General features: G+C 64.5%; 12 protein-coding genes and 1 pseudogene. 2 read left to right on the top strand and 11 right to left on the bottom strand.

Annotated elements, in window-relative coordinates; genetic code table 11:
• Positions 1-5: 5 nt before the first annotated feature.
• From Q0330_RS13960 to Q0330_RS13940, 5 genes are all read right to left on the bottom strand, one after another.
• A complete protein-coding gene (locus Q0330_RS13960; protein WP_299480553.1) occupies positions 6-209 on the bottom strand; it encodes a DUF2783 domain-containing protein in 204 nt (67 codons plus the stop codon).
• Positions 206-1,789, bottom strand: a complete 1,584-nt coding sequence (locus Q0330_RS13955) for an FAD-dependent oxidoreductase (protein ID WP_299480550.1) — start codon at positions 1,787-1,789, stop codon at positions 206-208. Before Q0330_RS13955 ends, Q0330_RS13960 begins: the two co-directional genes overlap by 4 nt.
• 22 nt (positions 1,790-1,811) lie before the next feature.
• Positions 1,812-2,762 carry an MBL fold metallo-hydrolase gene (locus tag Q0330_RS13950; protein WP_299480547.1) on the bottom strand — a complete coding sequence of 317 codons (951 nt, stop codon included), beginning with the start codon at positions 2,760-2,762 and terminating at the stop codon, positions 1,812-1,814.
• A gap of 3 nt (positions 2,763-2,765) precedes the next feature.
• Entirely contained in the window at positions 2,766-3,974 is a 1,209-nt protein-coding gene (gene fahA / locus Q0330_RS13945; protein ID WP_299480544.1) for a fumarylacetoacetase, read from the bottom strand.
• A 71-nt stretch (positions 3,975-4,045) separates the two neighbouring features.
• Positions 4,046-4,471 carry a MarR family winged helix-turn-helix transcriptional regulator gene (locus tag Q0330_RS13940; protein ID WP_299480541.1) on the bottom strand — a complete coding sequence of 142 codons (426 nt, stop codon included), beginning with the start codon at positions 4,469-4,471 and terminating at the stop codon, positions 4,046-4,048.
• Between the two features lie 94 nt (positions 4,472-4,565).
• Here Q0330_RS13940 and cobA point away from each other — a divergent pair, with 94 nt between their 5' ends.
• Positions 4,566-5,318, top strand: a complete 753-nt coding sequence (cobA, locus tag Q0330_RS13935; protein ID WP_299480538.1) for a uroporphyrinogen-III C-methyltransferase — start codon at positions 4,566-4,568, stop codon at positions 5,316-5,318.
• 27 nt (positions 5,319-5,345) lie between these two features.
• Here cobA and Q0330_RS13930 read toward each other — a convergent pair whose 3' ends face one another.
• The 5 genes and pseudogenes from Q0330_RS13930 to Q0330_RS13910 form a co-directional block, all read right to left on the bottom strand.
• Complete coding sequence (locus tag Q0330_RS13930; RefSeq protein WP_299480535.1) at positions 5,346-6,314, bottom strand: nitronate monooxygenase family protein; 969 nt, start codon at positions 6,312-6,314, stop codon at positions 5,346-5,348.
• Positions 6,315-6,383: 69 nt separating this feature from the next.
• On the bottom strand, positions 6,384-6,809 hold the full coding sequence (locus Q0330_RS13925; RefSeq protein ID WP_299480797.1) for a DUF934 domain-containing protein: 426 nt from the start codon (positions 6,807-6,809) through the stop codon (positions 6,384-6,386).
• A pseudogene (locus Q0330_RS13920) lies at positions 6,807-7,529 on the bottom strand (phosphoadenylyl-sulfate reductase); the annotation flags it as partial. The gene Q0330_RS13925 and the pseudogene Q0330_RS13920, both read right to left, overlap by 3 nt.
• Positions 7,529-9,190 (bottom strand): nitrite/sulfite reductase, encoded by a 1,662-nt coding sequence (locus tag Q0330_RS13915; RefSeq protein WP_299480532.1) that lies wholly within the window; start codon positions 9,188-9,190, stop codon positions 7,529-7,531. The gene Q0330_RS13915 and the pseudogene Q0330_RS13920, both read right to left, overlap by 1 nt.
• On the bottom strand, positions 9,190-9,492 hold the full coding sequence (locus Q0330_RS13910) for a DUF2849 domain-containing protein (protein ID WP_299480529.1): 303 nt from the start codon (positions 9,490-9,492) through the stop codon (positions 9,190-9,192). Before Q0330_RS13910 ends, Q0330_RS13915 begins: the two co-directional genes overlap by 1 nt.
• 118 nt (positions 9,493-9,610) lie before the next feature.
• Here Q0330_RS13910 and Q0330_RS13905 point away from each other — a divergent pair, with 118 nt between their 5' ends.
• Entirely contained in the window at positions 9,611-10,090 is a 480-nt protein-coding gene (locus tag Q0330_RS13905) for an Lrp/AsnC family transcriptional regulator (RefSeq protein ID WP_299480526.1), read from the top strand.
• Between the two features lie 90 nt (positions 10,091-10,180).
• Here Q0330_RS13905 and metH read toward each other — a convergent pair whose 3' ends face one another.
• On the bottom strand, positions 10,181-13,915 hold the full coding sequence (gene metH / locus Q0330_RS13900) for a methionine synthase (protein ID WP_299480523.1): 3,735 nt from the start codon (positions 13,913-13,915) through the stop codon (positions 10,181-10,183).
• Positions 13,916-13,947: the final 32 nt, after the last annotated feature.

Genomic DNA, 13,947 nt, shown 5'->3' with positions numbered 1-13,947 from the left:
GCAGGCTAAGCGCTTCCACGCGCCCCTTCCGCCGCTGCCGCGAGCGCTGCCCGCAGCACATCCATATCCCCGACATGGTTCATCAGCACCAGGATCAGCCGCGCGTTCAGCGCGTCTGATTGCGCCTTGGTCAGCCCCTCATGCGCCTCCAGCAGCAGGGCATAGGCGTCGTCGGGGGATTTCAGGTTCGGTTGCAGGTTCAGGTTCATGGCGTGGTCCCCGTGGCGCGGTGAAGGGCGGCGCAGACGGCTTTGGCGTCAAAGGCTGGCCAGCGGGCGGCGATGTGCTGATCGGGGCGGATCAGGTAGATGCCGCTGCCATAACGCTCGGCCAGTTCGCCGGTTGCGGGCAGCGAGAGGAGGTCGGCGCCCTCGATGGCTTCACCCTCGACCCCGATGGCCAGCAGCGTGAAACGATTGCCGAGGCGGTCCAGCAGGAAGCCACCCTCAATGGGCGCATCCGGGCAAGGGCTGCCGGGGCGGGTGCGGGCGGGGCCGTCCGGGATAGCATCGAGCGTGTTCAGGGCCGATCCGTCATAGGTGCAGGGCACCGACAGCCGGCCCGAGTTGACGAAGGGCCGCGCGAAGGCGTGGCGTTCCGACAGATGCAGCGCCGCGTCGCGGAACAGCCGGCTGATTTCCGATTTCGGGGTGATGAAATCGGTCGAACGGGTGGAGTTCAGGATGTTTTCCTCGGCCCCGTGAACGCGCTCAGTGTCATAGCTGTCCAGCAGGGTCTCGGGGGCTGCGCCATCCAGCACCAGTTTCAGCTTCCAGCACAGATTGTCGGTGTCCTGAAAGCCACTATTGGCACCGCGCGCGCCGAAGGGGCTGACCTGATGGGCGGCGTCACCAGCAAAGATCACCCGACCGTGGCGGAAGCTTTCCATCCGGCGGCACTGGAAGGTGTAGACGCTGACCCATTCCAACTCGAACGGCACATCCTCGCCCAGCATCGCCTTGATGCGGGGGATGACGTTTTCCGGGCGCTTTTCCTTTTCCTTGTCGATGTCCCAGCCCAGTTGCAGGTCGATGCGCCAGACGCCGTCGGGTTGCTTGTGCAGAAGCGCCGACTGACCGGGATTGAAGGGCGGATCGAACCAGAACCAGCGTTCGGTCGGGAAATCCGCCTGCATGATCACATCGGCGATCAGGAAATTGTCCTCGAAGACGCGGCCCTGAAAGTCGATTCCCAGCATCCGCCGCGTGGCCGAACCGGCCCCGTCGCAGGCGATCAGCCAGTCGGCTTCCAGATCATAGGGGCCTTCCGGCGTGTCGATCTCGATCCGGGCATGGTCGTCATGTTGGCCGATGGCCGAGACGCGGGACTTGCCGCGCAACTGGATCGGCGCACCTGTCTCCTGCAGGTCGCGCAAGCGGTTCAGCAGGATATGTTCGAGGTGATATTGCTGCAGGTTGATGAAGGCGGGGCGGCGGTGGCCTGCCTCGGGCAGAAGGTTGAAATCATAGACCTCGCGCTCGCCCATGAAGACGCGGCCGCGGTTCCAGACGACGCCCATGTCCACCATCGCATCGCCGCAACCCAGCCTGTCAAAGATCTCCAGCGGGCGCTTGGCGAAGCAGATGGCGCGGCTGCCGGTGGACACGCGGTCGTTATCGTCCAGCACCACCACCGGCACGCCCTGCATCCCCAGATCTATCGCCGCGGCCAGCCCGACCGGGCCGGCACCGATGACGATGACCGGGTGGCGCACCGGCATATGTGCGTCCTGATCGGCGTGCCGCTTATAGGGATAAAGCGGGGTTTCGAAGATTTTCGCGTCTGCCATGGGCCTCCCCTCCCTGCCTTGCTCAGCCTTGCAGCAGATCCCACATCTGCTTGTCGCGCGCCGCCGTCCAGACGCGCGGCGTGTCGATGCCAAGCGCCTCGTCATAGGCGCGGGCGACGTTGAAGGGCAGGCAATGCTCATAGATCGCATAGCTGCCGAATTTCGGGTCGCAGGCGGCGCGCACGGCGTCCCAGGCTTCCTTCAACGTGCCCCCGCCGCACGCCACACGCGCCGCCGGCTGAAAGGTCGAGCGGACGAAATCGGCGGTGTTATCGAGCGCCGCATTGACCATGTCGGCCCCGACAAGCGCATCGCCGCGCCCCGGCGCGATGGCGGCAAGCTCGAATTTCCGGATTTCTTCCAGCGTTGCCGGCCAGTCGGCGAAATGACCGTCCCCGCAATAGCAGGCCGAGTGGTATTCGACGATATCGCCGGTGAACATGACATTCTGATCGGGCACATAGGCGACGATATCGCCCGCCGTATGGGCACGACCCAGATGCATCAGGTCGATGCGGCGCTTACCGAGATAAACGGTCATGCGGTCGTTGAAGGTGACATTCGGCCAGGTCAGGCCGGGGATTTCCTCATGCGCCTGGAACAGGCGCGGGAAGCGTTCGAATTCGCTGTCCCAATCCTCCTGCCCGCGTTCGGCGACCATCGAGCGCGCCTTCTCGCCCATGACGACGGTCGGCGCGCCATAGGCCGAGGCACCGAGCACCCGCACCGCGTGGTAATGGGTCATGACCAGATGGCTGATCGGTTTGTCGGTGACCTCGCGGACCTTCTCGATCACCTTGCGGGCAAGGCGCGGCGTCGCCTGCGCCTCGACGATCATCACGCTTTCGTCGCCGATGATGACGCCGGTATTCGGGTCGCCCTCGGCGGTGAAGGCCCAAAGCCCCTCGCCGATTTCGGTGAAGCTGATCTTCTTTTCCGCCATATCGCCGGCAGAGGCGAATTTCTTGCTCATCGCTTACTCCTTCGCGGGCAGCACTTTGCCGGTGCAGGACCCGAATCCGATGCGATAGCCATCGCCCTCAGCATAACCGCTCAGGGTGATCCTGTCGCCGTCCTGAATGAATTTCCGTTCGCCCGAGCCGGTTTTCACCGGTTTCTTCCCGCCCTCGGTCATTTCCAGAAGCGCGCCGGTCGAATCCGGCGTCGGGCCCGAAATCGTTCCCGATCCCAGCAGATCGCCGACCCGCATCGGGCACCCCGACGAGGCGTGATGCGCCAACTGCTGCGCCGAGGAATAATACATGACGTTGTAATTCGTCCGGCTCAGCACCTCGTCGTTCAGGCTCCATGACAGGTTGATGTCGTAAAGCCCGGGGCGGGATTCGTGCAGATAGGGCAGCAGCGGGTTCACGCGCTCGGGACCCTCGCTGCGGAAGGGTTCGAGCGCGGCGGTGGTCACCACCCAGGGGCTGATCGTGGTGGCGAAGGCCTTGGACTGGAACGGGCCGAGCGGCTGGTATTCCCAGGCCTGGATGTCGCGCGCCGACCAGTCGTTCAGCAGCACATAGCCGAAGATCATCTGTTCGGCCTGATCGACACCGATACGCTCGCCCATGGTCGAATCCGCACCGACGATGGCACCCATTTCCAGTTCCAGATCAAGGCGTTGACAGGGTGCCCAGACGGGTCCGGCATCGGTCTTCAACTGCCCCATCGGGCGGATCACATCGGTGCCCGAGACCACGACGGAAGACGCCCGCCCGTTATAACCGATGGGCATATGCGTCCATTGCGCCGGCAGGGCGTTTTCGGGGCCGCGGAACAGCACACCCACGTTGAAGGCGTGATTCTTCGAGGCATAGAAATCGGTGTATTCGGTAACCCGGATCGGCAGGTGAAGGGTCGCATCGGCCATGGCGACGGTGGGGGTGTCACGATTGCCGTCCTCGGCCAGAAGCGCGCTCAGCGCCGCACGGATCGCCGCCCATCTGTCGCGGCCAAGGGCGATGAAGTCGTTCAGCTGCGGGGCCGCGAAGGTGCCGCCCGCATCCAGCAGCCCGGCGGCTTCGCAGGCCGCCAGATCGACGATGCGATCGCCGATTGCCACCCCGCAGCGCGGCGCCCCGCCCCCGGTCGAGAAAACCCCGTAAGGCAGATTCTGGATCGGAAAGTCGCAACCGCGCGCATTTGCCGCATCCACCCAGCTTCTGTTGACCTTTGTCATCTTCCCCATCCTCGCGTTATCGGTTGCAAACGCAACTAACACAGAGGCGGTTTTGGCGCAAGTCGCCGCTCTCAGCCCTCGCCAAGCGCGCGCAGCAGCTTCGCCAGACCGTCCACCTCCTCGACGCCGAGCCGATCCGTCAGCGCGGCCTGAAAGCGCCGCGCATGGGTGGCAAGGTCGGCATGGACGCGCCGGCCCGCCTCGGTCAGGGACAGAAGCTCGGCCCGTCTGTCCTTGCTGGACGGGCTGCGCGCCAGATATCCGGCCTCTTCCAGCCCCGAAACGGCGCGCGAAACCTTCGACTTTTCCAGATGGGCGCGGGTGCAGATATCGGTCGCGGTCAAGGGCGTGCCGCGCCCCAGATGGGCCATGATCCGCCATTGCGCGCGCGACATGCCGTAAGCGTCGCGGTAATGCGCCGAGAAGGCCCGTCCGGTCGCCTCGGCCGCGTTGGTCAGAAGATAGGGCAGGAAATCGTCCAGCTGAAAGTCCGGCATCTCGGGTCCAGGGGTCTCGGGAGTCGTGCTTTCCGGACTGTCGCACAGGCAGCGGCCTCTTGCCAATGCGGCTGAAACGGGTAACGGAAGATTCATGAACGGCTATGTATCCTTCGTTTCCTCTGGCCCCGGCGATCCGGAGCTTCTGACCCGGCGTGCGGCCGACAGGTTGGCCCGTGCCGAGGTGGTCCTTTACGACGACCTGTCCTCGGGTCCGATCCTGGCGCTGGCTGCCCAGGCGGAACTGATCCCGGTCGGCAAGCGCGCCGGGCGGCCAAGTGCCAAGCAAGAGGCGGTGAATGCCCTGATCCTGGAACATGCCCGGGCAGGTCGCCGCGTCGTGCGGCTGAAATCCGGCGATTCCGGCATGTTCGGTCGGCTGGAGGAAGAACTGGCCGCCGTGCGCGGTGCCGGCCTGCCCTTCGAGATCGTGCCGGGCGTATCCTCGGTCAATGCGGCGGCGGCGGCGGCTGCCCTGCCGCTGACCCGGCGGCTGACGGCGCGGCGGGTGCAATATGTGACCGGCGCCGATGTGACCGGCAAGCTGCCCACCGACCTGAACTGGGCCGCGCTTGCCGATTCCCATGCGGTGACGGTGGTCTTCATGGGGCAGCGCAGCTTTCCCGACCTCGCCCGGGGGCTGATCGCCCATGGCATGTCGCCCGACACCCCGGCCCTGATCGCCGAGGCCGTGACCCAGCCCGCCCAAAAAATCCGGCGCGGGACCATCGGCGCGCTGGCAGAGGCGCTTGTCCGCGAAGGCCCAAGCGCCGCGCCCGCCCTGATCTTCTACGGTCCCCTGGCCGAGATCAGCGATGCGGCGGTGGAACTGTTCGGCACCCCCTGACCTGCGCTTCGGCGCAGCCAAAGGCCGTCACAGGGCAAGCGCCGCCCGTGCCTCGGCATATTCCCGCGCCAGACGGTCGATATAGGCGCCGGCGGGCTGCACCTCGCCAATGGCACCGATGCCCTGACCGGCGCCCCAGATCGCGCTCCATGCCTTGGGCTTGGAGGAGCCCTGACCGAAATTCATGCTGCTCGGGTCGGCATGTTCCAGATCGTCCGGGTCCAGCCCGGCGGCCCGGATCGAGGGTTTCAGATAATTCCCGTGCACCCCGGTGAAAAGCGAGGAATAGACGATGTCCTCGGCCCCCGATTCGACGATCATCCGCTTGTAGTCGGGGACGGCATTGGCCTCCTCGGTGGCGATGAAGGGACTGCCGATATAGCCCAGATCGGCGCCCATCGCCTGCGCAGCCAGCACCGCGCGACCGGTGGCGATGGCACCCGACAGCGCCAGCGGACCGTCGAACCACTGCCGGATCTCCTGGATCAGCGCGAAGGGTGACTGCATCCCGGCATGACCGCCCGCCCCCGCCGCCACCGCGATCAGCCCGTCGGCACCCTTCTCGATGGCCTTGCGGGCGAAGGTGTTGTTGATGATATCGTGCAGGACCACGCCGCCGACCGAATGCGCGGCCTCGTTCACCTCGGGCCGGGCACCGAGCGAGGTGATCCAGAGCGGCACCTTGTGACGCACGCAGATCTCGATATCGCGTTCCAGCCGGGCGTTCGAGCGGTGCACGATCTGGTTGACGGCGAAGGGCGCTGCAGGCCGGTCGGGATTGGCCTGATTGTGGCGGTCCAGTTCCTCGCCGATCCGGGTCAGCCAGGCGTCGAGCTGGATCGGCTCGCCCTCTTTCTCGCGCGCATTCAGCGCCGGGAAGCTGCCGACGATCCCGGCCTTGCATTGCGCGATGACCAGTTCCGGCCCCGAGACGATGAACATCGGCGAGGCGATGACCGGAATGCGCAGATGCGACAGGATGGGCGGCAGGGACATGGGAAACCTCCTTGGAGTTTTGCCCATCATCCCCGCCATCCGTCCGGGGGCAAGCGTGACGTGGCGGCGTCAGGCGCTGCGGCCGAGCCGGTTCAGATAGGACGGCGCGACCTCGGCCGAGCGCTTCCACAATTCCCACGGCTGGCGCTTGGCCAGGGCGAAGTCGATCTCGACCTCGTCGAAGCCCGAGCGGCGCGCCATCGGGAACTGGTCGGCGATGACATGGCCCTGCGCCCGCAGCCGGCCCTTGTAGCCGGCGACGCGAAGGCGCCGCGCCAGCGTAAAGCCGCGCCCGTCCGAGAAGCTCGGGAAGGCGATGCGGATCATCGGCGCGTCCATGTAATGCAGGTTCGGATCATCCAGATCGGCCTCAGGCGCCAGTTCGAGGATCGGGCCGGTCCAGTCCTCGGGTCCGAAGCCCGCATCGCGCACGATGACCGGACGGCCTTCTTCGGGGGTGAAGACGACAGGTTCGGCCGGGGCGATACGTTGCATTTTTCCGTTCACGAAATGGATCCCGCATTCGGTCTTGTCCAGCCCGCGCCAACGCCCGGCACGGGGATCCTCGCCTTCCAGCACCGGGCTGGTGCAGGGCTGGCAGCCGATCGAGGGATAGCCTTTAGCCACCAGCGGGTGGCGCGGCAAGTGGTTGTTGGCGATGTAATCGGCCACGTCGCGGGCATCCCAATGGGCCAGCGGGTTGATCTTGATGCGCGGGCCAGCCGGGTCTTCCTCGAAGAATTCCAGCGCCGCGCGGTCGGCACCCTGAAAGCGCTTGCGGCCGGTGATCCAGCTGTCGAAATCCGCGAGCGCGCGGTTCAGCGGCACGGTCTTGCGCAGGTCGCAGCAGGCATCGGGATCGCGGCCATGCAGGTCCCCGTCCGGGTCGGCAGCGTTGATCGCGGTCGGATTGGCCCGGATCGTGCGCAGGTCGGTCAGGCCAAGCTTCGAGGCCACCTGCGACTGGTAGATCAGCGTCTCGGGAAACAGCATCTGCGTGTCGATGAACAGGACCGGGGTGTTACGCTCAACCAGCGACAGCATGTGCAAGAGCACCACCGAATCCGCCCCGAAGGAGGACACCATGGCGACGCGGCCCAGTTCCTTGTCCTGCAGGGCATCGCCCAGCACCTTGATCGCCGCATGATGGCGATAGCGGGTGTTCAGCGCCGCGATCCGCGCCGCCCGCGTCGGAATGGCCACGACATTCGCCATCATGCGGCCTCCTTGGCGGGATAAAGCGCAGCCTTGAACGGTTCCGGGCCAAGCCGGCGATAGGCCTGCAGGAAGGTTTCCGATGCATCCTCGCGCACGGCCAGATAGCCCTGAACGAGACGCTCGATAGCCGGAATGATCTCGTCCTTCGAAAAGCCGGGGCCGGCGCGTTCGCCGACCGCCATGGTCTCGGTCCCGTCGCCGCCAAGCGTGACCTGATAGTTTTCAACGCCCGCGCGGTCGAGACCGAGAATGCCGATATGGCCGACATGGTGATGCCCGCAAGCATTGATGCAGCCGGAAATCTTGATCTTCAATTCGCCGATCTCGTGTTCCAGCTTCAGCTCGTCGAAGCGGGTGGCGATCTGCTGGGCGATCGGGATCGAGCGCGCCGTCGCCAATGCGCAGTAATCCAGCCCCGGGCAGGCGATGATGTCGCTGATCAGCCCCAGATTGGCGGTACCCAGCCCGGCCTCGCGCAGCGCCGCGTGCAGCACCGGAAGATCGGCCTTGTGGACATGCGGCAGGACCACATTCTGTTCATGGCTGATGCGGATATCGCCATGACCCAGCTTCTCGGCCAGATCGGCGATCAGGCGCATCTGGTCGGAACTCGCATCGCCGGGGGTCTCGCCATGCTTTTTCAGCGAGATGGTGGCAATCGCGTAATCCGGGTGCTTGTGGCCATGCAGGTTGGTATCGCTCCAGGCGCGGAAGATCGGATCGGCCTTGCGCGCCGCGTCGTAAACTTCGGTGCCGCGGCCCGAGACCAGATCGGGGGCGCGGAACTGCGTGGCGATCTCGGCCAGGACCTGCTGGTCCGAGCCGTCGAATTGCGGGCGGATTTCCTTGAAGCGGGCCTCGACCAGTTCGCGGATATGCTCGATCCCCAGTTCCAGCACGGCGATCTTGAGCCGGGCCTTGAACTTGTTGTCGCGCCGCCCGACGGTGTTATAGGCCGAGAGGATCGCTTCCAGATAGGGCAGCAGATCGACGGCGGGCACGAAATCGCGCACCACCTTGCCGACCAGCGGCGTCCGGCCGAGGCCACCGCCGACCGAGACCTCGAACCCGGTCACGCCGTCCCGAGACAGCATCCGCAAGCCGATATCGTGGGATTTCACCACCGCGCGGTCGTTCGGGCTGCCGGAAATGGCGATCTTGAACTTGCGCGGCAGGAACTGGAATTCCGGGTGATCGGTGGACCATTGCCGGATCAGTTCCGCATAGGGGCGCGGATCGGCGATCTCGTCAGCCGCAGCGCCGGCGAAATGGTCGGCGGTCACGTTGCGGATGGTATTGCCCGAGGTCTGGATGGCGTGCATCCCGACCTCGGCCAGGCTGTCCATCATGTCGGGAATATCGACCAGCTTCGGCCAGTTGAACTGGATATTCGTGCGGGTGGTGAAATGCCCGTAACCCTTGTCCCAGCGATCCGCGATATGGGCCAGCTGGCGCAACTGGTCGGGGCTGATCGTACCATAGGGAATGGCGATGCGGAACATATAGGCGTGAAGCTGCAGATAGACGCCGTTCATCAGCCTGAGCGGGCGAAACTCATCCTCGGTCAGCGCGCCGGAGATGCGGCGATGTACCTGATCGCGGAACCGCGCGGCGCGGTCGACGACGAAGGCCCGGTCGAATTCGGAATGCTGATACATTACGCGTCCTCTGCCTGCTTGCCGTGGAAATAGTTCGAGGGGCCATAAGCCCGGAACGCCTCGCGCGGATGACCCGGCTCTGGCCCGTCGGGGCCGGCCTTGGCGGGTGCCAGAAAGACGCCGACAGCGTGATCCGACAGCGCCAGCGCATGGGCCATGCGATGACGGGCATGTTCCTCGTCGGTGATCAGCTCGGCCTGGCGCAGATGGGGAACCCACTCATCCTTGCCGGTCAGATAGATGGTGCGACCGTCGAACAGGTCGTTGGCCGATATGACGACAGGCTCAAATGCGCGTGCCATGGCGAATCTCCGTTTGTGCTGGCGATAATATGGAATATTTTTCCATGTTCGCGCTAGTATCTGCGGGAAATAAGGAATATTGTTCCCCTGACGCCGCGATACAGGACAAAACCCCGCCATGGACGATCTCAGCGAAAAGAAACTCCGGCTTGATGCACTGGACCGGAAAATCCTTACCGAATTGCAGGAAGATGCCAGCCAGTCGCTGGACGATATCGCCCGCAAGATCGGCTCGTCGAAGACGCCGGTCTGGAACCGCATCCGCAAGCTGAAGGATGCTGGCGTCATTACCCGGCAGACGGTGATTCTGGACCCGGATTCGGTCGGGCGGGGCACCTGTTTCTTCGTGCTGATCCGCACCAGCGAGCACGAGGCCGGCTGGCAGAAGAAGTTCCTAGCCGCGCTGCAATCGCGCCCCGAAGTGCTGGAGGCGCATCGCCTGGCCGGCGAGATCGACTATATCGTCAAGCTGCGGGTATCGGATGCGCGCGCCTATGACGCCTTCTATCAGGCGCTGATTGCCGAGGTGAAGATCTTCAACGTAACAGCACTTCTGTCCATGGAAGAGCTGAAATCCACCACCTTCCTGCCGGTCTAGGTCAGGGCTTCTGGACAGCGGGCCGGCGGGCAGTTGCGGCAATTGTCGCACCAAGTCCCACAACGCGCACGGTCAGCTCGCTGATACCGTCTATTCCGCCGCCACCATCTGACCCGGCACATAATTCAGGATAGGGGCCAGCCAGCGTTCGGCCTCGGCCAGGTCCATGCCCTTGCGGGCGGCGTAGTCCGCGACCTGATCGGCCTCGACCTTGGCGACGCCGAAATAATAGGCCTCCGGGTGCCCGATATAGAGACCCGAGACCGAGGATCCCGGCCACATCGCCATGGATTCCGTCAGTTCGACCCCGGTCGCTTCGGTCGCCTTCAGCAGATCGAACAGGGTCCGCTTTTCGGTATGATCGGGCTGCGCCGGATAGCCGGGCGCGGGGCGAATGCCGGCATAGCTTTCGGCGACCAGTTCCTCATTGCTGAAATCCTCGCCCGCGGCATAGCCCCAATGCGTGCGGCGGACGCGTTCATGCATCATCTCGGCAAGCGCCTCGGCGAAACGATCCGACAGCGCCTGCACCATGATCGCGGAATAATCGTCGGCCTCGGCCTTGAAGCGGGCTGCGATCTCGTGATCCTGCGGGCCTGAGGTCACCACGAAGCCGCCGACATAATCCGGCTGACCGACGGGGGCCACGAAATCCGACAGCGCGACATTCGGTCGACCCTCGCGCTTCTCGACCTGCTGGCGCAGGGTGTGGAAGGTGGCGAGGTCCTGACTGCGGCTTTCATCGGTATAAAGCCGGATATCGTCGCCGATCCGGTTCGCGGGCCAGAAACCCACCACCGCGCGCGGTTTGAACCAGCCTTCGCGGACGATCTTTTCCAGCATCGCCTGCGCATCGGCAAAGAGCGCTCGCGCCGCCTCGCCCTGCTTTGCATCGTCGAGGATGCGCGGATAGACGCCCTTCATTTCCCATGTCTGGAAGAACGGGGTCCAGTCGATATAGCGGGCGATCTCGGCCAGATCGAAATCCTCGATCACACGGGGGCCGAAGAATTGCGGCGCGGTTGCCTGCCAGTTGGCAAAATCGACCTTCACCGCATTGCCGCGGGCATCGGCCAAAGGCAGGCGGCGCTTGTTCTTGTCGCCGCGATTGTATTTCTCGGCCACGTCCTCGTATTCGCTGCGGATATTCGCGACATAATCGGCCTTCTGATCCGACAGCAGGTTCGAGACCACGCCGACCGCGCGGCTGGCATCGGTGACATAGACCGTCTGGCCCTTGTGATAGCGCGGGTTGATCTTGACTGCCGTATGCACGCGGCTGGTGGTCGCGCCGCCGATCAGAAGCGGGATATGGAAGCCCTCGCGCTCCATCTCGGAGGCCACATGCACCATCTCGTCGAGCGAGGGCGTGATCAGCCCGGACAGCCCGATCACATCGACCTTCTCGGTCTTTGCAACCTCAAGGATCTTGGTCGCCGGGACCATCACGCCAAGGTCGATGATCTCGTAATTGTTGCAGGCCAGCACGACGCCGACGATGTTCTTGCCGATGTCATGCACATCGCCCTTCACCGTCGCCATCAGGATCTTGCCGTTGGTATTGGCCTCTCCGCTCGCGGCCTTCTCGGCCTCCATATAGGGTAGCAGGTAGGCCACGGCCTGCTTCATCACGCGGGCCGATTTCACCACCTGCGGCAGGAACATCTTGCCGGCCCCGAACAGGTCGCCGACCACGTTCATCCCCGCCATCAGCGGGCCTTCGATGACATGCAGCGGGCGGTCGGCCTTGGCGCGGGCTTCCTCGGTATCGCCCTCGATGAATTCGGTGATGCCGTTCACCAGCGCATGTTCCAGCCGCTTCTCGACCGGCCATTCGCGCCAGCTCATGTCCTTTTCGCGCGCCTTGGCCCCGCCCTCGCCGCGATATTTCTCGGCCAGTTCCAGCATCCGCTCGGTCGAATCGGCGCGGCGGTTCAGGACCACATCCTCGCAGGCCTCGCGCAGTTCCTCGTCGATCTGGTCATAGACGGCCAGTTGGCCGGCATTGACGATGCCCATATCCATCCCCGCCTGAATGGCGTGGTAAAGGAAGACCGCATGCATCGCCTCGCGCACCGGTTCGTTGCCGCGGAAGCTGAAGGAAAGGTTCGAGACCCCGCCCGAGATATGGACATGCGGCAGGGTCTGGACGATCCGGCGGGTGGCGTTGATGAAATCGACGCCGTAATTGTCGTGTTCCTCGATTCCCGTCGCCACGGCGAAGATGTTCGGGTCGAAGATGATATCCTCGGGCGGGAAGCCGACCTCCTGCGTCAGGATCTCATAGGCGCGGGTGCAGATCTCGACCTTGCGGTTTTCGGTATCGGCCTGCCCGGTCTCATCAAAAGCCATGACCACCACCGCCGCCCCGTAGGCACGGCACAGGCGCGCGTGATGCAGGAAGGCTTCCTCGCCCTCTTTCAGGGAAATCGAGTTCACCACCGGCTTGCCCTGAATGCATTTCAGCCCGGCCTCGATCACCTCCCATTTCGAGGAATCGACCATGATCGGCACCCGGGCGATATCGGGTTCCGAGGCGATCAGGTTCAGGTAATCGACCATGGCCTTTTCGCTGTCGATCAGGCCCTCATCCATGTTGATGTCGATGATCTGGGCGCCGTTCTCGACCTGATCGCGGGCCACATCCAGCGCCGCCGCGAAATCGCCATTGGTGATCAGCTTGCGGAAACGGGCCGAGCCGGTGACGTTGGTGCGTTCGCCCACGTTCACAAAGGGAATGTCGGCGGTCTTCGTAAACGGCTCCAGCCCCGAAAGGCGCAGGGCCGGCGCGATCTCGGGGATTTCGCGGGGCGCGATGCCCGCCACGGCCTCGGCAATGGCGCGGATATGTTCGGGGGTCGAGCCGCAGCAGCCGCCGACGATATTGACCAGACCCTCGCGCGCGAATTCGGCCACCTGCGCGGCCATCTGGGCGGGGGTTTCGTCGTAAGCGCCCATCTCGTTCGGCAGGCCGGCATTGGGATAGGCGCAGACCAGCGTGTCGGCCACGTCCGAGATCTCGGCCAGATGTGGGCGCATGGCTTCGGCGCCAAGGGCGCAGTTCAGCCCGATGGTCAGGGGTTGGGCGTGGCGGATCGAATGCCAGAAGGCGGTGGGCGTCTGGCCCGACAGCGTGCGCCCCGACAGGTCGGTGATCGTGCCCGAGATCATCACCGGCAGGCGCAGGTTCTTTTCGACGAAGACCTGTTCGCAGGCGAAGACGGCAGCCTTGGCATTCAGCGTGTCGAAGATCGTCTCGATCAGGATCAGGTCGGCGCCGCCATCCATCAACCCCCGGATCTGCTCCGCATAAGCCGTCGCCAGCTGATCGAAGGTGACCGCCCGGAAGCCGGGATTGTTCACATCCGGGCTGATCGAGGCGGTGCGGTTCGTCGGCCCAAGCGCGCCGGCCACGAAACGCGGCCGCCCGTCTTCCGCCGTCGCCCGATCCAGCGCCGCACGGGCCAGCCGCGCGCCTTCGACGTTCAGGTCATAGACCTTGTCCTGCAGCCCGTAATCGGCCTGCGCGATGGTGGTCGAGGAGAAGGTGTTGGTTTCCACGATATCCGCGCCGGCCTTGGCATAGCGGTAATGGATTTCCTCGATCGCCTCGGGGCGGGTCAGGTTCAGAAGGTCGTTATTGCCCTTCTGCGGATGGTCCGAGTGGATATGGCAGGCGCAGCCCGCGCCATGGCCGGTATAGTCGTCCTCGGATAGGCCGAGATCCTGGATCTGCGTGCCCATCGCCCCGTCGAGGATCAGGATACGGTCCCGGGCCAGCGTCTTGAGCTGATCGAATACGGGCGAAAGCGGAAGTGCGGCCACGGAAAACCCCTGTCTCGGATACAAGAGGCGCT

It is taken from the genome of uncultured Paracoccus sp., from assembly GCF_937873615.1.
GTDB lineage: Bacteria > Pseudomonadota > Alphaproteobacteria > Rhodobacterales > Rhodobacteraceae > Paracoccus.
The sequence above is the reverse complement of the archived record's forward strand: the minus strand, read 5'-3'. Positions and strand labels throughout refer to the sequence as shown.

Bases quoted from the DNA above. Each gene is read 5' to 3' on its own strand.
- Q0330_RS13960 (WP_299480553.1), bottom strand. From the start codon at position 209: ATGAACCTGAACCTGCAACCGAACCTGAAATCCCCCGACGACGCCTAT.
- Q0330_RS13925 (WP_299480797.1), bottom strand. From the start codon at position 6,809: ATGCAACGTATCGCCCCGGCCGAACCTGTCGTCTTCACCCCCGAAGAA.
- fahA (WP_299480544.1), bottom strand. From the start codon at position 3,974: ATGACAAAGGTCAACAGAAGCTGGGTGGATGCGGCAAATGCGCGCGGT.
- Q0330_RS13950 (WP_299480547.1), bottom strand. From the start codon at position 2,762: ATGAGCAAGAAATTCGCCTCTGCCGGCGATATGGCGGAAAAGAAGATC.
- Q0330_RS13955 (WP_299480550.1), bottom strand. From the start codon at position 1,789: ATGGCAGACGCGAAAATCTTCGAAACCCCGCTTTATCCCTATAAGCGG.
- Q0330_RS13915 (WP_299480532.1), bottom strand. From the start codon at position 9,190: ATGTATCAGCATTCCGAATTCGACCGGGCCTTCGTCGTCGACCGCGCC.
- Q0330_RS13910 (WP_299480529.1), bottom strand. From the start codon at position 9,492: ATGGCACGCGCATTTGAGCCTGTCGTCATATCGGCCAACGACCTGTTC.
- Q0330_RS13930 (WP_299480535.1), bottom strand. From the start codon at position 6,314: ATGTCCCTGCCGCCCATCCTGTCGCATCTGCGCATTCCGGTCATCGCC.
- cobA (WP_299480538.1), top strand. From the start codon at position 4,566: ATGAACGGCTATGTATCCTTCGTTTCCTCTGGCCCCGGCGATCCGGAG.
- Q0330_RS13940 (WP_299480541.1), bottom strand. From the start codon at position 4,471: ATGCCGGACTTTCAGCTGGACGATTTCCTGCCCTATCTTCTGACCAAC.
- Q0330_RS13905 (WP_299480526.1), top strand. From the start codon at position 9,611: ATGGACGATCTCAGCGAAAAGAAACTCCGGCTTGATGCACTGGACCGG.